Raw genomic sequence first — 19,457 nt, forward strand, 5'->3', positions numbered from 1 at the left:
GGCCCGGCCGGGACGGTCGCGGGCGGCCACCAGCCGGGGGAACACCGCCGCCATGATCGCGGCGGGCAGGGCCAGGACGGTCTTGGCCACCGTCGCCGCGGCGACGTAGGCGCCCGACTCGGCGCCGGCGAGATGGTGGCGGGCCAGCAGCAGATCGACGGTGGAGAACAGGAACAGGCCGGTCACCGCGACGGCGGCGCCGCCGACGGCGCCGAGACGCAACGGGGTCCCGGAGCCGGGTTCACGGTCGCGGACCAGCGTGCGCACGGCCGCGGCGAGGGCGGCGATCTCACTGATCAGGGTCGCGGCCAGGGCCCCGGAGACACCGAAGGGCACGGCCAGAGCCACCCCCAGGGCCAGGCGTACGGCCGTCGCCACCAGATACGTGCCGGCCACGGCCGGTACCCGCCGGGTGCCGAGCAGCAGCCCGCGGGCGGTGGCCAGCAGAGCCGCGACGACCAGGTACGGCGCGAGCTGTGCCGCACCGGCGAGCCCGTCGAGGTGGAACCAGTCGCGCAGCAGCGGTGCGCAGAGCAGGGTGACGAGCCCGGCCGGCAGGCTCCAGAGGGTGACCGCGCGCAGGGTGCCGGCGGTGGTGGCCCGGCCGGCCCCGTGTGCCGCCGCGTGCGCGGACGCTGCGGTCTGCAGTGCGCCGAGCGGGATCGCGAGCATCACCATGGCGGCCAGCAGCGCACCCAGTGCCCCATAGGCGGCGGGGTCGAGGATCCGCCCGACGATCGCGTGGAACGCCAGGTTGCCGGCGCTCTGCACGGCCACCGCGACGGCGATCGGCCCGGCGGCTTTCAGGAGCGTGCCACCGGCACGCCTGCGGTCGAACTGCACGTGGTCCGTATCGGCCGGTGGCGCCGGGAGCTGCTGTTTTCTGGGAACGGTGCTCGCGGCGACGGGCTCCGGGCGTACTTATAGTTATATGTCCGGGAAAATAGTTTCACGATCCGTGCGCCGTCATGCGCCGAGCCGCGCCGAGGTGCTCAACAGTGTCGTGGCCGCCCTCGACGGCACCGGTGCCGCGTGGGCCTGGCAGGGTGCCGCCGGCGCTCCGGATCGGTGGGTGGCCGACACCGGGCCCGCCGACCTGGACGTGTGGTGGGCGGCTGACCGGCGGCGGGCCGACCCGGTGGCGGCACTGGCCCGGGCCCACGCGGGCGCGGTGGTCGCCGACGCCGCCGATCCGCGCCGGCTGCGGCACACCGGTTTCGCGGTGCTGACCGACGGCGGCCTGGCGGTCGTCGACGTCACCCACGGTGACCTGCGGGTGGGGCCGGTCCTGCTGATGCCGGCCGCCGAGGTCACGATCGACCCGGTCGCGCACCGGCTGACCGGGGCGGCGGCCTTCGCCGACCTGCTGGTGCGGCCGGTGCTACGCGGGCGGATCCCCGGGCCGGAGCGCCTGGCCGAGGCGGCCGCGGCATGGGCGGCGGCCGAACCGGACCGGCGGTCGCGGATGGCGTGGCGGCTGACCCGGCAGCTGGGGGCGGCGCTGACCTCGGACCTGATCGCGATCGCGGAAGGGGCCGAACCCGATCCGGGACTGCCGCGCCGGGCCCGGTTGCGGCTGGCCGCGCGCAGTGTGGCGCCGGGCGCGTTCGGGTCGACCTGGGCGCAGCGGCGCGGCGTGGTGCCGGCCGGGCGGTTCGCGGGGCCGCTCGGGCTGCGGACCCGGGGGGTCGTGGTCGCGCTGGTCGGGACCGACGGGGCGGGCAAGTCGACGGTCGCGGCGGCGCTCGACGCGCGGCTGCGGGGCCTCGGCTTCACCACCGATGCGGCGTATTTCGGCATGGCGCGGGGCAACCTGCCGGGGGTGGCGCTGGCCCGCCGCCTGCTCGGCGTGGGCTCGACGGAACCGGACGGGCCACCCTCGGGCGGCGCCGGACCTGCCGGGTCGGCCACGGAATCCGCGGGGGCGGGTGGGCTGGACCATCCCGGGCTGCGCCGGATGGCGGCCTGGTACTACGCCGGGGAGTACGGCTGGCGCTATCTGCGCAGCGTCCTGCCCGCGCTCGCCCGCGGCCGGGTGGTGATCGCCGACCGCTGGGTCTACGACCTGCGGGAATCGCCGTGGCCGGGTTCGCCGGCGGCGCGTGTGGCGGAGATGCTGGTGCCCGCACCGGACCTGCTGGTGCTGCCTGACGCGCCGGCCGAGGTGATCCACCGCCGCAAGCCCGAGCGTGCCCTCGCCGATCAGCGTGACCAGCAGGAACGCTTCCACCAGCTGCTCGCCGAACGGCCCGCCCGGCGGGCCGAGCTGCTCGTCGACACGGCCGGCTCGGCGGCGGACGACGGGATGACGGCGCTGGTCGCCGCGGTCGTCGAGGCGGCGCACTCGCCGCGGGACAGCCGCCGCTGAGGCGGCCGCCGGGTTGACGGTGGCGCGTTCTTCGAGGGGGAGCGCCGTCAGGGTTCGAAGCGGTAGCCGACACCACGCAGCGTACGGATGTGGCGCGGCGCCGACGCGGACTCGCCGAGTTTGCGCCGCAGGTTGCCGACGTGCACGTCGATGATGTGGTCGTCGCCGTAGAAGTTGTCGCCCCACACGTGTTCCAGCAGCTGGGGCCGGGTGAACGTGCGGCGGGGAGCGGAGGAGAGCAGGTCCAGCAGATCAAACTCGATCTTGGTCAGCTCGATCACCGTGCCGGCCCGGGCCACCTCACGGACCTCGAGATCGATGCGCAGCTCGCCGTATTCGCGGACCGCCTCGCGCCGTGCCTGCGTGGAGGCTCGGGGCCGTCGCCGCATCGCCTGGATGCGGGCCGCCAGCTCACGGGGCGAGAAGGGTTTGGTGACGTAGTCGTCGGCGCCCACCGAGAGGCCGACCACCTTGTCGAGTTCGTCGGTGCGGCCGGTCACCATGATGATGTAGGCGTCGGTGAACTGCCTGATCTGCCGGCACACCTCGATACCGTCGAGGTCGGGCAGACCCAGGTCGAGGATGGCGATCTCGGGTCGCTGCTTCTGCGCCTGCGCCACGGCCTCCTGGCCGTCGCCGGCGGGCACGACCTCGAAGCCCTCCTTCTCCAGCAGATGACGGCAGATCATCATGAACTCGGGGGAGTCCTCGACGACGAGCGCTCGTGGCATGGTCACGGACCTCCGATGGCGTTGTGACGGCGGGCAGATCTCTCATCGGCCGCGATGCGGGCGATCCAAGGTGCCGGGCGATCTCAGATGCCGGGCGGTTTCAGTTGCCGGCGGCGTTCCGCTCGCGCGCCTGGTGCAACAGCTCGACGAAGCCGTAGGCGTCGATCTGGGCGGCGGCCTCCACGTCCAGCACGGCCATCCAGTCGCCGGTGGTGAGCGGCGAGTCCGACCACAGGGCCGCGTCGATGTCGGCCTCGTCGGCGCGGACGAAACGGGTCAGCGGCAGCCCGTTGACCTCGTCGGCGTCCAGGGTCCGCGAGTCGGCGATCCCGACCACCTCGAAGCTGATGCACTGCGCGTAGAGGGCCTCGGACAGGCGCTCGATGACGTGGCGGACGGTCGCGGCGGGACCCGACACCGACATCACCAGGGTCAGCTCGACACCGGTCTGCGACATGCCCGGCACGACGGCGGCGGCCGTGGCCGGGTCGGGCGCGACGAAGGCGGGGGCGATCGCGGCGACGGCGGCGTCGATGTCCGGCGCGAGGAAGGCGGCGTCGAGAGCGGCGGCCGGGGCGGTGAAGGTGGAGACGATCACCGGGGCCGGGGCGCTGAAGGCGGGAGCGGCGGCGGTGAAGGCGGGAGCGGTGAAGACCGGAGCGGTGAAGGCGGGGGCGGTGAAGACCGGGGCGGGGGCGGTGAGCTGCGAGTTCGTCATGCATTGAGAATGGTGGCCGAACCTCAAGTCCGGCTCATCCCGATGTCAAACGGCGGGCAAGTCCTCTCGGACCCCGGTGATCGCCCGGTAGGCCGCGGCCGCCCGGCCGGTCGCCTGCTCCCAGCCCATGTGGTCACGGGCCGAATCCCGGCCGGCGACGGCGTACCGGCGCCACGCCACCTCGTCGGTGAGCAGGCTGATCAGTGCCCGGGCGAGGGCCGGCGGGTCGGCCGGCGGCACCGACAGGCCGTTCACGCCCGGCTCCAGCACCGAGCGGACGCACGCGACGTCGGTGCCGACCACCGGCAGACCCACCGCCATCGCCTCGACCAGTGCCATCGCCGGCGGGGAGGTGGTGTAGTCGAACTTGAACGGCCACGTACCGACCTGCGCGGCGGCGAACTCGCCGAGCAGGTCCGGGACCGGCTCGGTCACGACGTCGATCGCCGCGCCGGCCGACCCGGCCCGGGCGAGGATCGCGGGCAGCTCCGGTCGCGGGATGAGCAGCAGCCGCAGCCGGACCCCGGGCACCCGCTCGCGGACCGTGCCGAACGCGTCGAGCAGTGTGTCCAGGCCGCGGACCGTCTCGGCGCGGCCGGCGAACACGATGACCGGGGCGGTGGCGTCGAAGCGGGCGCGGCGGTCGTCGTCGGGGGCGCCGCACGCGTACCGGACCACGTGCGGGCCACCCTGGCGGGCGAGGCGCTCCTGCACCCTCGGGTCCGGGGTGAGAACGGTGGTGACACCGGCCCGGCGCAGCGCGGCCAGGGCCAGCGCCGGTGGCAGCACGGTGGTGGCCAGCACCCGGGGCCGCAGCACGTTGGAGGCCCACATCTCGGCCGGGGTGCCCCGCAGCCACGCGCGCGGGCCCGGCAGCGTCGGCCAGGCGTAGACGGTCAGCAGTTTCGGGTACGGCCGCAGTGCCGGGTGCAGGGCCAGCAGCGGGCCCAGCGCGCCGGCGTGCACGTGGACCAGGTCGGGGCGCAGGCCGGCCAGGACGGCGGACAGCTCGGCGGCCCGGCCCATCGGGAACGTCTCCAAGGCTCCGCCCAGCTCGTGCGTGGAGGCGAAGACGTGTCCGCCGTCGACGACGTGCGTGGTGATCAGGTGGTGCTCGCCGGGCACCCGCTGGACGGTCTCGGTCACCGTGCGCCCCATCGCCTCCCGGCCGGAGAACTCGGAGATGAGGTGCGCGACCCGGGTCACGCGGGCACCAGCCGTGCGCCCGGCCGGAAGCGGCGCAGCAGGTGACCGATCGCCCCGGCGCCGAACTCGCTGATCTTCATGACCCACATGCCGGTGTAGAGCAGCGGGTGGGTGCGCAGGTAACGGATGTTGCGCAGGTAGAGGGCGAACCGGTGCAGGATGTTGATCTGCCAGCGGAACGCCTCGGGGTGTTCCTGGGCGAACAGGCCGGCCGTTCCGACGTACCCCAGCTTCTTCCTGAGGGTGGTGGAGAGCCGCAGCGCGCCCTCGTTGTGGAAGAGGAATTCCCTGGTCCGGCCGACGCGGTAGCCGGCGGCCCGGACCCGCAGGTCGAGGTCCTTGTCCTCGGAGAAGACCATCCGCTCGTCGTGGCCGCCGAGTTTCTCGTAGATGTCACGCCGCAGGCAGCGCAGCGACTCGATCTGCTCGACGCCGTCGTAGCACTTCTTCTCCAGCCATTTGCACCGTGCCCAGAACGTGGTCCCGAACGACTCCTCCGGCACGACCAGGGCGTCATAGCGGTCGGTGAGCAGGTCGGCGCACTCGCCGAGCAGGCCGGGCGTCACCGTCATGTCGGTGTCCAGGTGCAGCAGGATGTCACCGGCCGCCTCGGCGGCGCCCCGGCGGCGGCCCTGGGCCATCGACCGGTTCTCCCGGAGATAGCGCACGCTCAGCCCGGCGGCGCGGAAGCCGTCCACCACCCGCTCGGTGTCGTCGGACGAGCGGACGTCGTCGTTCACCACGATCTCGAAGTCGCGGAAACCGGAGGCCTGGAAGGAGGCGAGGAACTCGCGGAGCAGGGCGGCGCTGTTGTAGGCCGGCACGATGACCGAAAGCGTCGGCGGTCGGGTCATGCCCCAGTATGGGCATATTCTCCCGGTCGGGAGGCCGGTATGACGACGGTGGGCCGGAGCTCCTCGGAGCTCCGGCCCACCGTTTGCAGCGGTCGAAGGGTCAGACGGATCAGTAGGTGAAGACCAGCATCAGCGCCCAGTACGACAGGGTCGCCGCCTGGATCGGGGTGAGGGTCGGCTTGTTGCCGTTGGTCATCGCCGTCACCTTGGCGATGTACGCCGTGATCCGGCCGTTGACCAGGTCGGCCTCCAGCTGCTGGAGGGTGACCGCCGAGGCCCCGCCGGCGTACTGGCGGGTCAGTTCGACCAGCCACGGGACCGTCAGCTTCACGCTGTAGCTGACCTGGACGGTGGCCGCCGCGTTGCCGGCCTTGTCGACCGCGCCGGAGCACTTGACCGTGTGCAGACCGTTGCTGACGACGCTGCTGATCGTGGCGGCGGTGGCCACGCCCGACACCGGGTCGGTGGTGGCACACGTGACGACCGGGTTGGCGTCGGGGCCGAGGACGGCACCGTCGGTGACGCCGGCGACGGTGACGACCGGGGCCGTACGGTCGACCTTGACCGTGGCCGTGGCGGTCGCCGTGTTTCCGGCCTTGTCGCTGGTCACGCCGGTGACGACCTGGGTCGCGCCGTCCGTGGCGACGGTGGTCTCGGCCGGGCAGGCGGCGATGCCGGACAGGACGTCGGTGCAGGTGAACTTGACCGTCGGGGAGGTGCGGTACCACCCGGCGGCGTTGGCGGTGCCGGTCACCGCGGAGGTGATCTTCGGCGCGGTCTTGTCGACGTTCAGGGTGACCGTGGCACCGGCGCTGTTGCCGGCCTTGTCGGTCGCCGTGCCCGTGACGACCTGACCGGCGCCGTCGGCGGTCAGGGTCTTGCCGGCCGGGCAGGTTCCGATCCCGGAGCCCGCGTCGGTGCAGGTGAACTTCACCGTCGGGGCGGTCCGGTACCAGCCGGCGTCGTTGGCCGACCCGTCGACGGTCGTGGTGATGACCGGGACGGTCTTGTCGACGTTGACGGTGACCGAGACGGTGCTGATGTTGCCGGCCTTGTCGGTGGCGGTGCCGGTGACGACCTGGGCCGCGCCGTCGGCGTCGACGGTGGCGTCGGCCGGGCAGTCCGCGATGCCGGAGCCGGTGTCGGTGCAGGTGAACTTGACGGTGGGCGGGGTGCGGTGCCAGCCGGCGCTGTTGGGCGTACCGACCAGGGCCGCGGTGATCTTCGGGGCGGTCTTGTCGACGTTGACGGTGACCGAGGTGGTGGCCGTGTTTCCGGCCTTGTCGGTGGTGCTGCCGGTGACGACCTGGTCGACGCCGTCGGCGGTGACGGTCCGGGCCTCGGGGCAGGACACGAGCCCGGAGGTCGCGTCGGTGCAGGCGAAGGTGACGGTCGGGGCGGTGCGGTACCAGCCGGCGCTGTTGGGGGTGGCGTCGATGCCGGCGGTGATGCTCGGGGCGGTCTTGTCGACGTTGACGGTGACCGAGGTGGTGGTGGTGTTGCCGGCCTTGTCGACGGCGGTGCCGGTGACGACCTGGCCCGCGCCGTCGGCGTCGACCTTGACGTCGGCCGGGCAGTCCGCGATGCCGGAGCCGGTGTCGGTGCAGGTGAACGTGACGGTCGGGGCCGCGCGGTGCCAGCCGGCGCCGTTGGCCGGGCCGGTCAGCGCGGCGATGATCGCCGGAGCCGTCCGGTCGACGCTCACGGTGACCGAGGTCGCCGCGGTGTTGCCGGCCTTGTCGGTGGTGGTGCCGTTGACGACCTGGGCCGCGCCGTCGGCGGTGACCGTCGTGTCGTCCGGGCAGGAGACCAGCCCGGAGGTCGCGTCGGTGCAGGTGAAGTGGACGGTGGGGGCGGTGCGGTACCAGCCGGCGCTGTTGGGGCTCACGTCGGTGGTGGCCGAGATGGCCGGGACGGTCCTGTCGACGTTGACGGTGACCGAGGTGCTCGTGGTGTTGCCGGCCTTGTCGACGGCGGTGCCGCTGACGACCTGGGCCGCGCCGTCGGTGTCGACGGTGGTGTCGGCCGGGCAGGTCGCGATGCCGGAGCCCGCGTCGGTGCAGGTGAAGCGGATGGTGGGGGCGGTACGGAGCCAGCCCGCCTCGTTCGCGGTCTCGACCAGTGCGGCGGTGATCGCCGGCGCGGTCCGGTCCACGTTGAGGGTGACCGAGGTGTTCGCCGTGTTGCCGGCCTTGTCGACGGCGGTGCCGCTGACGACCTGGCCCGCGCCGTCGGCGGTGACCGTGTTGTCGGCCGGGCAGGACGCCAGGCCGGACGCGCCGTCGGTGCAGTTGAAGTGGACGGTGGGGGCGGTGCGGTACCAGCCGGCGCTGTTCGCGGTCTGGTCGACGGTGGTGGTGACGGCCGGGGCGGTCACGTCGACGTCGAGCGCCACCGTGGTCGTCGCGGTGTTGCCCGCCTTGTCGAGGGCGATGCCGGTGATCTTCTGGGCGAGGCCGTCGGCCACCGTGGTGTCGGCCGGGCAGCTGGAGATCGTCGACGTCGCGTCGGTGCAGGTGTAGTGGATCCGGGGAGTGGTGGTGTACCAGCCGTTGGCGTTCTTCGTGCCGATCACCTCGGCGGAGATCTGCGGCGCGGTCTGGTCGATCTTGAGGGTGAGGGTGGTCGTGGTGGTGTTGCCGGCCGAATCCTTGGCCGTCCCGGAGAAACGCCGGGCCAGACCGTCGGTGCCGGCGAGCACCGGCGCCGGGCAGGAGGCGATCCCGCCGTCGTCGGCGCAGGTGAACGAGATGGTCACCGGCGTACGGAACCAGCCGTTCACCGGCTTCTGGGACAGCGAGGTGGTGATCGTCGGCGGCACCCGGTCGGGTCCGCTGGGCACGATCGTGGTGTCGGTCTCCTGGGCGGGCGGCTCGGCGTTGGGGTCCCAGACCGGGACCGTGCCGGTCACCGCGCTGCTGCCGCCGTTCTCGTTGTACGCCTTGAGCTCGACCACCCAGCTCTTGTCGGCGGCCAGGGAGAGACTGGTGGTCCGGGCCGACGCGTCGACCTTCACCAGCTTGGTGACTTTCTCCGTGCCGTAGCCGATCTGGTAGTACGTGGGCGCGGGCCCGGTGGTCGGTGCCTTCCACACCAGATCGACGGTGCCGGGAGCGTCGCTGCGCCGTTCCACGACCAGGTTGGTCGGGTCGGCCGGCCGGTAACGGTCGATCAGCGACTTGGCCGTCACGCAGGCGCCGTACTCGTTGACGGTGGTCACCGCCAGGGTGTACGCGCGGTCCGCGTCGATGCCGGCGTACCGGAACGACATGTCCATGCTCGTCTGATCGGCGAGCACCACACCGTCGGACAGTCGGGTGAAGACCGAGCGGTACCCGGTCAGCGGGGTGTAACCGGTCCACGCCGGTACCCGCCAGGAGGCGGTGGCCGTGGTGCCGTCGTCGGTACGGGTGGGAGCCATACCCATCACGGCGCTCGGGGTGAGCGCCCGCAACGACCAGTAACCGGTGTTGGTGGTCTCGCCGGACGCGTCGACCGCGCCGACCCGGATCTTGTAGGCGGTACAGGGGTTGGGAGCGTCGATCGTGTACTCGGTCGCCGTGGCCGGCAGGTCGAGCACGGTCTGCACGTCACCGGCGATGATGTCGATCGCGTAGTGGTCGATCGCCGGAACCGATTTCCAGGTGACCTTCACCTTGTAGACGTCGTCGGCCGCTCGGGAAACGGCCAGGCTCTTGGGCGCCGCGGGGGCGGCGAGAGCGCTCGACGGGAGGGCGACCACAGCGGTCGTCAACCCGAGCGTCCCGACGCCCACCGCGACGATTAGTCGCCTCAAGTCCATATGGACCTCGTTCTTCGGTGGGGGGTGGATCTGGGGGGACCAATCGGCGCGCTACCTCAAGCGCACCTCAAGCGGGGGTGTGGTCCAGGTCAATTTCCGGGACCACGGTCGGGTACGGGCTGCCGGCCCTCCGTGCCGGTGGAAGGGTGAACCAGATGCGTGCGCCGCCGCGGAACTGCGGGTCGGCGCCGATGGCGCCACCCATCCGTTGCACGATGCGGCGGCAGATGGGCAGGCCGAGACCGTTTCCGGGGTACGCCTCCGGGTGCGCCCGGTGCAGTTCCTGGAAGATGGCCTCGTGCTGGCCGTCCTGGATCCCGATCCCGTGGTCGGTGATCTCGATCCGGACCATGTCGTCGTCGAGCGCCCGGGCCGAGACGTGCACCCGGGCCGCCTCGCCGAGGGGCACGTATTTGATGGCGTTGCCGAGCAGGTTCTCCAGCAGGCGCCGCACCATGCCGTGATCGCCGTGGACGGCGGGCAGCACGTCCCGGGTGATCTGCGGTTTCGGGCGGACCAGGCCGGTCGCGTCCGCCGCCAGGTCGTCGACCAGGGTGGACAGGTCGATCGGTCCGGGTCGCAGCCGGGAGTCCAGCGCCGTCGAGTAGGTGAGGACGTCGTCGATGAGCCGGCGCATCCGGTCGGCGCTGCGGTTGACCTCGGAGACGAACTCGTCGTACCCGGCCGGGCGTGGCTGGCCGAAGTCGAGGTGCTCCAGCAGCTGCGCGTACCCGAGGATGCCGGCCAGCGGAGCCTTCAGGTCGTGACTGACGTCGCGGGCGAAGGTCCGCAGCTCGTCCACCGCGGCCCGCAGTTCCGCGGTGATCTGGCGCTCCCGCTCCAGGTCGGCGCGCAGCTCGGCGAGTTCGGTGCTGGCTGTTGCGGCGCTGTCGGACACCGTGGGCCTTTCGTGGTGGCGGGTCATCTGGTCATCACCGGGGAGGTATCGCCGTCGTTCTGGATCCGTGAGATCAGCCGGCCGACGGCGTCGTCGGCGCCGGCCTCGCCCGGGGGCGCCGTCGCGACCGGATGGAGATAGGGCTCCAGCGCCGACCGCAGCTCGGGCAGGGTGATCGGTTTGCTCAGCCGCCCGTCCATCCCGGCCGCCAGGCACCGGTCGCGGTCGGCCGGTGCGGTCGCGGTCAGAGCCAGGATCGGGGTACGGCACCCGGCCGCCCGGATCAGGCGGGTCGCCTCCAGCCCATCGGTGCGGGGCATCTGCACGTCCATCAGCACCACGTCGTAACCGGCGCCGCCGAGGGTCTCCTGCACCGCCGCCGCACCGTCGGCGACGGTGTCGCAGGTGACGCCCATCAGCTCGATCATGCGGCGGAAGACGGTCCGGTTGACCTCGTTGTCCTCGGCCAGCAGGACCCGGCCGCCGGACAGCGGTGCCACCGTGACCGGTGCTCCGCGCACGCCGGTGCGCTCCTGGTTGAGGGCGGCGACCAGGCGGCCCAGGATCAGCGGGGCGGTCAGCACGCCGGGCCGGCGGACCAGTCCGGTCCTCGGGTCGGTGGTGCTGATCATCAGGGCCTGGCCGTCCGGGCCGGCCGCCCGGCGGACCGTGTCGGCGCGGTGCTGGGCCTCCGGGTCGTGCGCGTCGTCGCACCACAGCACCGTGTCGACGCCCGGCATCGGGCGGACGATCTCGGCGAACCCGGCCGCGACCGGTGTGGCGCCGGCGCCGGCCAGCAGCCAGGACAGGGCCTGGGTGGAGCGGCCGGTCGGCGCGACGACGGCGATCCGGCGGCCGTCGAGGGGCCGTGGCCCGGCCGGGGCCGACACCGGCACGGCCTCCAGTGGCAGCCGGATCCGGAACAGCGCGCCCGCGCCGGGCGCCGACTCGACCTCGATGGCGCCGCCCATCCGCGCGACCAGGCGGGACGCGAGGGCCAGGCCCAGCCCGGCACCCTCGTGGCTGCGGGCGGCCGAGGAGTCGGCCTGGGTGAACGGCTGGAAGATCCGGGCCCGCTGGGGTGCGGCGATGCCGGGGCCGGTGTCCGACACGGTCATCACCCAGGTGCCGTCGCCGGGTGCCTCGGCCAGCACCACGACCTCACCGGCCGGGGTGAACTTGACGGCGTTGCCGACCACCGCGTCGAGCACCTGCCGCAGCCGGCGGGAGTCGGTCATGACGGCCGCCGGGAAGTCCGGTGCGGGGGCGGTCAGCAGCAGGATGCCCTTGCTGCGGGCCTCCCGCTGCAACGGCTCGACCACGCCGTCCAGCAGTGTCCGGACGGTCACCGGCTCGTGCGCCAGGTGCAGTCGCCCGGTCTCCAGCCGGCCCAGGTCGAGCAGGTTGTCGGTGAGCGTCTCCAGGGCTTTCGTCGAGAAGTAGACGTTGTCGACGATCTCGCGTACGCCCTGCTCCAGCGGCTGGGCCCGGAGCAGCTCGACCGCCGCGACGACGGTGGTGACCGGGGTCCGCGCCTCGTGGCTGAGCAGCGCCAGGAACTCGGCGCGGGAGTCCACGCCGGTCTCGGCGGCGGTGACCGTGATCAGGCGCCGCTGCTCGCCGGTGCCGTCGTCGGGCAGGGCCGACACCTCGACGATCCGTTCGGCCATGCCGTCGCAGCGGCACCGCAGCCGGGCCGGGGCGACCGCGGCGGTCATGTGCCACACCGCTTCCAGCATGCTCTTGTGGGCGCCGCACGGTCCGGGGGAGGCGCTCAGGAACGCGCCCTCGGCCGGGCAGAGGTCGCTGTCGCGGCCGGGAGCGGTCCACCGCCCGTTGGCGACCAGCACACGACCGTCGGGATCCAGGATCGCCGCGGGTGCGGGGATCGCCTCGACGAGGGTGCGCGCTGCATATCCCATGCCTGACCTTTCGCGCGGAGCGAGCCGGGGCGGGGGAGTCCCGGGGTGTAGTTCAGGCTGCGCCGCGTCGGGAGCGGAAGCGGGTGGGTCCGGGTTGCTGATCGGTTTCAGACAGCCCGGTCTCCGGCGAGGCCGGGGCCGGACGGGGGCGGCGGCTCAGGCGGCGTGGCGGCGGCGGTAGCCGGCCGGGGCGGCCTCGCCGGCCTGGCGGGCGCTGCGGCGGCGCAGCCAGAGGCCGAGCGGCAGGGCGGCCAGCGCGGCGGCGCCCAGGCCCCAGGGGAGCAGGTCGACCGGGCCGCGAGCGGCCGCGCGGGGCGGGATCGCCGAGATCAGGATGCGGGAGGTACCGGAGACCGAGCGGCCGGCCAGGACGATGCTGGTGCCGGAGTTGCCGGCGGCCAGGAGGGTGTCCGGGACGCTGATCTCGATCCGGCCGTTGTCGTCGCCGCGGGCCTGCTGGATCGGGCTGCTGCCGAGCCGGACCTCGACCAGGTCGCGGGCCCGGTAGCCGGCGCCCGCGATCAGCAGGCGGCCACCGCCGTCGGCCCAGGTCAGCATCAGCTTGTCGCTGCTGGCCGCGGCGGTCGCCGGCTTCGCGTCGAGAACCAGCGCCATGCCGAACACCGCGAGGAGGATCATCAGGGCGGTGACGGTACGGCGGGTGGTGGCGCTGGTGTTCGTCATGGGAAGGAGCTTGCTGGACCCCGACCCGGGACGGAACACCTGCACGGCAACCTTGCCCGGCCCCTGAACTGGTCTTGAGCTGGACACGGCGGCCTTGAGACTGACGCGGCTCAGCCGTACCCGGAACCCGCCGAAGGGTAGGGGGACGGCAGAGGTCCGGAGGTATGCCGTGGCGCTCGATCTTGCCCGGCCGGGTGCGGGGGACCGGACTGCGGCTCCCCCGGACCAGGTCCGGCCGGAGCGCCGGGAACCCGCTCGCCACCGCCGTCGTCGTCGAGCCGTGCGCCGGTTCGCCACCCGGCTGTGGCAGCCCGCGCTCGCTCTGGCGGTCGTGCTCTTCGCCGCCAGTGGGCCGGTGCACGCGTTCGGCCGTACCACAGTGGTCTTCTGGATGGTGTTGATCGGCCTCGCGCTCGCCACGGCGGCCGTGCCCCTCGCCCTGGTCGCGCTCCGTGGCCGCCACCGGCGGCTGGTGGACCTGCCGCGCCGTGCCGCCCTGGTCGCCGCCCGGCCGTATCTGATCGTGCTGGCGCTGGACGTGCTCATCGTGAGCCGCTGGTTCCGGACCGGGACGTTCATCGCCGGCGGTGACATGGGCGCGTTCATCCGGCGCGGCTGGGAACCGGAGATGCCCTGGTCGTGGAACCACCAGATCACCGGTGCGGGGTCGGCCGCCTACACCATGGCGCGGGCGTTCGAGTTCCTGCTGATCCGCCTGTGTCACCTCGTCGGGCTCACCGAGTACTCGGCGCAGTGGCTCTACTACACGTGCATCTACGGGCTGGTCGGGTTCGGGGTGGCCTACCTGGCCGGGGCGTTCGTGCGCAGCCAGACCGGGATCGTGGTGGCCGGGGCGTTCGGGATGCTCAACGGCTTCTTCCTGACCCGGCTGCCGAACCCGCTCAACGTCATCTCGGTCGGGTCGGTCGCGCTGATCACCGGCATCGCGATGCGGGTCGCGCTGGGCCGCCGGGTGCCCGCCCCGATCGCCGGGTTCGCGCTGATGCCGACGTCGTTCCTCAGTTTCAACCCGCCGATGCTGGTGGTCGCCTACGCGTGGGCGGTGGCCGGCACCCCGCTGCTGGCCGCCCTGCTGATCGGCCGGAGCGCGGCGTGGCGGCTGCTGAAGTGGTTCGTGCTGGCCGTGCCATGGGCGATCGGCCTGAACGCTTGGTGGCTGGTGCCGCTGGCGCAGAGTTTCACCGGCGGCGGCGGGGCGACCGCCAACGCGACCTTCACCGACCCCACCAACTGGTCGTGGTCGCAGGTCAACAACATCCCGCCGAACATCCTGACCATGGTTGCCAACTGGGCCTGGTTCCTGCCGCAGTACCTGCCGTTCGCCACCGACCTGGACGAGCCGTGGTGGATCTGGATCCGCTACCTGCTGCCGGCGCTGGTCTTCGCCGCCCCGCTGGTGGCGTCGCGGCGGCTGCGGCGGGTCACGCTGGGCCTGCTCGTGGTCATCCTGGTGTTCGTGTTCCTGGCCAAGGGGCTGCGACCGCCGCTTGCCAAGATCAACCTCTTCCTGTACCTGCACGCCCCCGGGTTCTGGCTGTTCCGCGAGCCGATGAGCAAACTCGGTCAGCTGCTCGTCTCGTTCTTCGCCGTCATGCTCGCCGCCACGGTCGAGGGCCTGCTGCTGCGGATCCGGGGGATGCCCCGCCCGCACCGCCGGTACGGCCACGCCGCCGCCGCACTGCCGGTGCTGCTGGTGCTGGCGTACCCGTACCCCCTCTACACCGGCGGGGTGATGCCCGACGAACGACCGACCCAGCCGTCCATGCACGTCCGGGTGGCCCAGGAGTGGTGGGACGTGGCCGACCACATCGACGCCGACCCGCGCCCCGGCAAGGTGTTCGTGCTGCCCCTGGACGACTACTACCAGATGCCCACGACCTGGGGCTTCTTCGGCGCCGACAGCATCGCCAACCTGCTGATCAAACATCCGGTGGTGCAGCCCAAACCGGACGGCTACTTCGGTGACGTGCCCGGGTTCGCCGCCGGGCTGCGGCTGATCGAGAGCGCGCTGCTCGCCGGCGACCTGGAACCCGTGCCCCGGCTGCTCCACTCGATCGGGGCGAGCCGGGTGATCGTCCGGCATGACCTGGTGCGCGGGCTGCCCAACCGGTACTTCGCCGACGACCGGATCCTGGCCGCCGCGATGGCCCGGGTGCCCGGCGCCACCCTGGAGGTCGACGGGCTGCTCCAGGTGTGGCGTCTCGGTGACGGCTCCAGCCCCACCGTGCGCACCTACGACCGGGTGCTGGACGCTCCGGCGCGGGCCGACGCGGGCGCGGCAGTGCTGGGGAGCGTCGACTCGCGTACCGCGGTGGCGGCCCGCCCGGACACCTCGGTCGCGGCGACCAGCCCGCAGGTCGACGACACCGCCGCGGTCACCCCGGACGTCGTGCACTGGCCGGTGCCGGCGGTCGACGAGGGCTCGCCGGCGACGACGGTGGACATGCCGGCCGGCCGGTACACGGTCGCCCAGCGGGCTCGCGCCGCACCGGCGATGTTCCCCCGCGTCGACGGCGACGACCTGGTGCTGGCCGACCCGACGGTGGTGCGGGTCGACGGGCGGGAGGTGTCCCGCCGCCCCGAACTGCGGGTGCCGCTGCCCGGCGGCCGCCCGGTGCTCGCGGTCAAACCGGCCGGTACCCGCCGGGTGGTGTCACTCGACGTCGACGAGCCGAAACCGGTGCCGGTCGGCGCGGCCACCAGCCTCACCCTGCTGGCCGCCGACCCCGACCCGGTGAAGGTGACCGGGTTCAGCCCGGTCTTCGACTGCAACAACTACGAGCCGCGGCCGTTCCAGGAGCTGGGCCTGAAGGCCGAGATGTCGAACTCGAAGGAGGGCCCGGCGGTCCGGCTCACCGCCTCCGACCACGCCGGCTGCACCCGCATGATCGTCACCAACGCTCCGGCCGGCCAGATCTACCGGGTCCGGATGCAGTACCGGCACGTCTCCGGGCCCCGGCCGCAGATCTGCCTGTGGCAGTCCGGCGCCGCCGGGTGCGAGCTGTCCACCCGGCTGGGGCTGCACAAGGAGTGGACCCCGTTCGAGGGCATGGTGACCATGGACGGCGGCGGGACGCTCCAGATCATCCTGCACGCCGACGTGGGCCGGCGCCTGGCCGCACCGACCGTCGTCGAGTACCGGGGTGTGGAGGTCCAGGCGCTGGAGGAGGTCGGCACCCGCGAGGTGTGGCCGCCGGCCGTGCCGGAGACCGCCGTCGACCTGACCGCCGGCGAGCACGAGCTGCGCGTCGACGGCGGGCTGTCCGGGTCGATCCTCTCCGACTTCGAACCGCTGGAGGACTGCTACCGCTACGACGACCAGACCGCCGAGCAGGCCGGGCTGGCCGCCGAGTCCCAGGTCGGCGTGGACGGCGAGACCACCTACACCCTCAAGGCGGTCAGTCATCTGGCGTGCATCGGCGCCCCCGCCGACGACTTCGGCGGTGCCTCGATGTACGAGCTGTCGATGGAGGCCCGCAGTGTCGCCCTGCGCAACCCGAAGTTCTGCCTCTTCCTGCGCGGGCCCGACCTGTGCCGTAAGTTGCCGACGGTCGCCGTGTACAAAGGCTGGACCTCCTACGAGGCGTTGATCCCGCCGGACCCGGACACCGTCGAGGCCCGCCTCTACCTGTACGGCCTGCGCGACCTCGAGGGACGCCAGCAGTCGCAGGTCGAGTACCGGGGTGTGCGGATGCGCCCGGTCGCGTCGACCTCCGCCGTCGTCCTGATCCGCCAGGACACCCCCGCCGCGACGTCGACGGCCGCCTGGGAACGGCACAACCCGGCGCGGTACACCGGCACCGTCACCACCCCCGGGCCGACCGTGCTGGCGATGGCCGAGAGCGCCGCCCCCGGCTGGGCCCTGACCGGGATCGACGGCGCCAAGAAGGTGACGCTGCAAGGCTGGATGAGCGGCTGGGAGCTGCCCGGCGGCGGCGACTTCACGATCGGCTACGGCCCGTCCCGGATCGCCCGCTACGCGTTCTACCTGCTGCCGGCCACGGTGATCGTCGCCGGGCTGTTCATGTGGGCGGTGCGCCTGCCACCCGGGCGGCCGGGCCTGTGGGCGGTCCGGCACCGGAGACGACGATGGCGCCGCTGACCGGGTTCGCCCGGCGGCTGCTCGGCGGGCGGTCCCGCCGCCGGATGCGCTGGGCCCGCCGCCACCTGGTCATCGTCACCGCGATCGCGCTGGTCGCGGCACTGCTCGCGGTGATGCTGTGGCCGATGAGCCGGCGCCTGATCGCACCGTCGGTGGTCACCCTGGCCGCCGTCGGTGACATGGCCTGCGACCCGGCCGACCCGGACCTCAAGCCGCCCGGCGAGCCACCCGGCGACCGCTGCCGCCACCAGTCGGTGTCCGACATCGCCGTCGCCATGAACCCCACCTACCTGCTCGCGCTCGGCGACGTGCAGTACGAGGTGCCGACCGGGGAGTCGTACCGCACCGTCTACGGACCGTCGTGGGGCCGCCTGCGCGACCGGACCGTGCCGGTCTTCGGCAACCAGGAGTACAAGGTGCAGGACGCGTCGTCGTTCAAGGCCTACTTCGGCAACCGGATCCGCGACCCGCGCGGCTACTGGTCGGAGGAGATCGGCCAGTGGCATCTGGTGGTGCTCAACTCCAACTGCTCGGCGGCGGCCGGCGGCTGCGGCACCGGCTCCCCGCAGCAGACCTGGCTGGCCGCCGACCTGGCCGCCAACGACGCCCGGTGCGTGATCGCCGCCTGGCACCATCCGCGCTGGTCCAACGGCATCGCCGGGCCCGACGACCGGACCGCCGACCTGTTCCGCACGCTCTACGAGAACCGGGTGGAGCTGGTGCTCTCCGGCCACGAGGCACATTACGAGCGGTTCGGGCCGCTCAACCCCGACGGCAGACCCGACGACAAGGGGGTACGGCAATTCGTCGCCGGCACCGGCGGGCAGGCCCACTACCGGCCGGACATCGCCCCGGTCGGCGCCCCGGCCGGCGAGTACACCGACTTCGACCACCACGGTGTCCTCGGGCTCACGCTGCGGCCGGACTCCTACGAGTGGGGCTTCCACCCGCTCGACGGCGGGTCCGCGGTCGAGGACGAGGGCGAGGCCCGCTGCCACTGACCGGTCAGGCGGCCACTCGCATCGGGCCGCGTGGCACCCGGGCGTGCTCGTGGACGGCCTCCAGCAGGGTGTCGGCGACCGTGTCCCAGGAGTGTGCGCCGCCGTACGGCAGCGGGCCGGGCGGGAAACGTACCCAGTCGGGGAGGTTGCCGGTCAGTGCCTCGGCCATCGCCTCCGGCCGGGGCGGCACGACGATCCCGCGGCCGGCGGTCGTCGAGTCCCGCAGGCCGGGCACGTCGTAGGCGATCGTGGGCGTGCCGAGCGCCGCGGCCTCGGTGACGACCAGCCCCCAGCCCTCGCGGACGCTGGCGGCCAGGTGCACGTGTGCCCGCGCCATCAGGTCGTGTTTCTCCGCGTCTGAAACCCGCCCGAGGAAGCGGGTGAACGGTGGCGCGGCCGCGGCGAGGCGGTCGAGCAGCGGCCCGCCGCCGATCATCCACAGACGCAGACCGGGGATGCTCTCCCGGGCCAGGCTGACGGCCCGGATCACGTCACCGGGCCGCTTGTAGCTGACCATCCGCCCGCAGAACACGGCGGTCGGCTGCTCCTGTTTGGCCGGGCGGGGCAGCGGGTCGGGCGGCTCGTAACCTTCCGGCACCACCGTCACGTCGTGGGCGCCGAACCGGGCCAGCGCGTCCCGGGTCGACGCCGACACCGCGAGGATCGGGCTGCCGCCCAGGCGCCGCAGCCAGTTCGGTTCCAGGCCGTGCCGGCCCAGGTGGGCCAGCACCGGCGGGGCGTTGATGTGCCAGATCTCCTCGCAGGTCTGGTGGACCAGGGCGATCGTGCGGGTGCCGTCGTCGACCCACTCGTGGGCGTGGAACGGCACGGTGTTCGTCTCGTCGATCACCACGTCGAAACCGCCCCGGCCGTGCCTGCGCCACCAGCGGCGGGCCTCCCGGTAGACGGTGAACCGGCTGCCGGCACGCACGATGCGGTAGCCGTCGCGGATCTCGTCCGCGGGCCGCCCGGGCACCGCCGCGGCGAACAGCGTGACCTGATGCCCGGCCGCCGCCCACCGGCGCAGCACCTGCTCGGTGTAGATCTCGGCGCCGCCGGACGCCGGGTGGCTGAGGTCCCGCCAGTTCAGGATCAGGATGCGCATGACCGCGAAGATCGACCGCGGCGGACCCGGGTTGAGAAACGTCGC

Annotated in this window: 12 protein-coding genes; 3 read left to right on the forward strand and 9 right to left on the reverse strand. The window is 73.0% G+C overall.

Annotated features, from left to right (window positions below):
* Positions 1-958: 958 nt before the first annotated feature.
* Complete coding sequence (locus ACFO0C_RS10240) at positions 959-2,368, forward strand: thymidylate kinase (protein WP_378066347.1); 1,410 nt, start codon at positions 959-961, stop codon at positions 2,366-2,368.
* Between the two features lie 47 nt (positions 2,369-2,415).
* On the opposite strand, the gene ACFO0C_RS10245 is transcribed toward ACFO0C_RS10240, so the two are convergent.
* The 8 genes from ACFO0C_RS10245 to ACFO0C_RS10280 all read right to left on the reverse strand — a co-directional run bounded on the left by ACFO0C_RS10245 (position 2,416) and on the right by ACFO0C_RS10280 (position 13,183).
* Positions 2,416-3,099, reverse strand: coding sequence for a response regulator transcription factor (locus tag ACFO0C_RS10245; protein WP_378066348.1), 684 nt, complete (start codon positions 3,097-3,099; stop codon positions 2,416-2,418).
* A gap of 100 nt (positions 3,100-3,199) precedes the next feature.
* Positions 3,200-3,817 carry a hypothetical protein gene (locus ACFO0C_RS10250; RefSeq protein ID WP_378066349.1) on the reverse strand — a complete coding sequence of 206 codons (618 nt, stop codon included), beginning with the start codon at positions 3,815-3,817 and terminating at the stop codon, positions 3,200-3,202.
* A gap of 45 nt (positions 3,818-3,862) precedes the next feature.
* Entirely contained in the window at positions 3,863-5,023 is a 1,161-nt protein-coding gene (locus ACFO0C_RS10255; RefSeq protein WP_378066350.1) for a glycosyltransferase family 4 protein, read from the reverse strand.
* Complete coding sequence (locus tag ACFO0C_RS10260) at positions 5,020-5,877, reverse strand: glycosyltransferase family 2 protein (protein ID WP_378066351.1); 858 nt, start codon at positions 5,875-5,877, stop codon at positions 5,020-5,022. The genes ACFO0C_RS10255 and ACFO0C_RS10260 overlap by 4 nt, the downstream gene beginning before the upstream one ends.
* 109 nt (positions 5,878-5,986) lie before the next feature.
* A complete protein-coding gene (locus ACFO0C_RS10265; protein WP_378066352.1) occupies positions 5,987-9,679 on the reverse strand; it encodes a Neogenin in 3,693 nt (1,230 codons plus the stop codon).
* A gap of 67 nt (positions 9,680-9,746) precedes the next feature.
* Positions 9,747-10,604 (reverse strand): sensor histidine kinase, encoded by an 858-nt coding sequence (locus tag ACFO0C_RS10270; protein WP_378066353.1) that lies wholly within the window; start codon positions 10,602-10,604, stop codon positions 9,747-9,749.
* Positions 10,601-12,499 (reverse strand): ATP-binding protein, encoded by a 1,899-nt coding sequence (locus ACFO0C_RS10275; protein ID WP_378066354.1) that lies wholly within the window; start codon positions 12,497-12,499, stop codon positions 10,601-10,603. Before ACFO0C_RS10275 ends, ACFO0C_RS10270 begins: the two co-directional genes overlap by 4 nt.
* A gap of 156 nt (positions 12,500-12,655) precedes the next feature.
* Positions 12,656-13,183, reverse strand: coding sequence for a hypothetical protein (locus ACFO0C_RS10280; RefSeq protein ID WP_378066355.1), 528 nt, complete (start codon positions 13,181-13,183; stop codon positions 12,656-12,658).
* 280 nt (positions 13,184-13,463) lie between these two features.
* On the opposite strand from ACFO0C_RS10280, the gene ACFO0C_RS10285 reads away from it, so the two are divergent.
* A complete protein-coding gene (locus ACFO0C_RS10285; protein ID WP_378066356.1) occupies positions 13,464-17,306 on the forward strand; it encodes a hypothetical protein in 3,843 nt (1,280 codons plus the stop codon).
* Positions 17,294-18,307, forward strand: a complete 1,014-nt coding sequence (locus tag ACFO0C_RS10290; RefSeq protein ID WP_378066357.1) for a metallophosphoesterase family protein — start codon at positions 17,294-17,296, stop codon at positions 18,305-18,307. The genes ACFO0C_RS10285 and ACFO0C_RS10290 overlap by 13 nt, the downstream gene beginning before the upstream one ends.
* Positions 18,308-18,311: 4 nt before the next feature.
* Here ACFO0C_RS10290 and ACFO0C_RS10295 read toward each other — a convergent pair whose 3' ends face one another.
* The gene (locus ACFO0C_RS10295) at positions 18,312-19,412 is read right to left on the reverse strand and encodes a glycosyltransferase family 4 protein (RefSeq protein ID WP_378066358.1); all 1,101 of its coding nucleotides are present in this window, start codon (positions 19,410-19,412) and stop codon (positions 18,312-18,314) included.
* Positions 19,413-19,457 lie beyond the last annotated feature (45 nt).

The sequence above is a fragment of the Actinoplanes subglobosus genome, assembly GCF_042650585.1.
GTDB classification, from domain to species: domain Bacteria; phylum Actinomycetota; class Actinomycetes; order Mycobacteriales; family Micromonosporaceae; genus Actinoplanes; species Actinoplanes subglobosus.

Coding starts and splice junctions, on each gene's coding strand:
- ACFO0C_RS10295 (WP_378066358.1), bottom strand. CDS start 19,412: ATGCGCATCCTGATCCTGAACTGGCGGGACCTCAGCCACCCGGCGTCC.
- ACFO0C_RS10270 (WP_378066353.1), bottom strand. CDS start 10,604: ATGACCCGCCACCACGAAAGGCCCACGGTGTCCGACAGCGCCGCAACA.
- ACFO0C_RS10290 (WP_378066357.1), top strand. CDS start 17,294: ATGGCGCCGCTGACCGGGTTCGCCCGGCGGCTGCTCGGCGGGCGGTCC.
- ACFO0C_RS10260 (WP_378066351.1), bottom strand. CDS start 5,877: ATGACCCGACCGCCGACGCTTTCGGTCATCGTGCCGGCCTACAACAGC.
- ACFO0C_RS10250 (WP_378066349.1), bottom strand. CDS start 3,817: ATGACGAACTCGCAGCTCACCGCCCCCGCCCCGGTCTTCACCGCCCCC.
- ACFO0C_RS10245 (WP_378066348.1), bottom strand. CDS start 3,099: ATGCCACGAGCGCTCGTCGTCGAGGACTCCCCCGAGTTCATGATGATC.
- ACFO0C_RS10265 (WP_378066352.1), bottom strand. CDS start 9,679: ATGGACTTGAGGCGACTAATCGTCGCGGTGGGCGTCGGGACGCTCGGG.
- ACFO0C_RS10280 (WP_378066355.1), bottom strand. CDS start 13,183: ATGACGAACACCAGCGCCACCACCCGCCGTACCGTCACCGCCCTGATG.
- ACFO0C_RS10275 (WP_378066354.1), bottom strand. CDS start 12,499: ATGGGATATGCAGCGCGCACCCTCGTCGAGGCGATCCCCGCACCCGCG.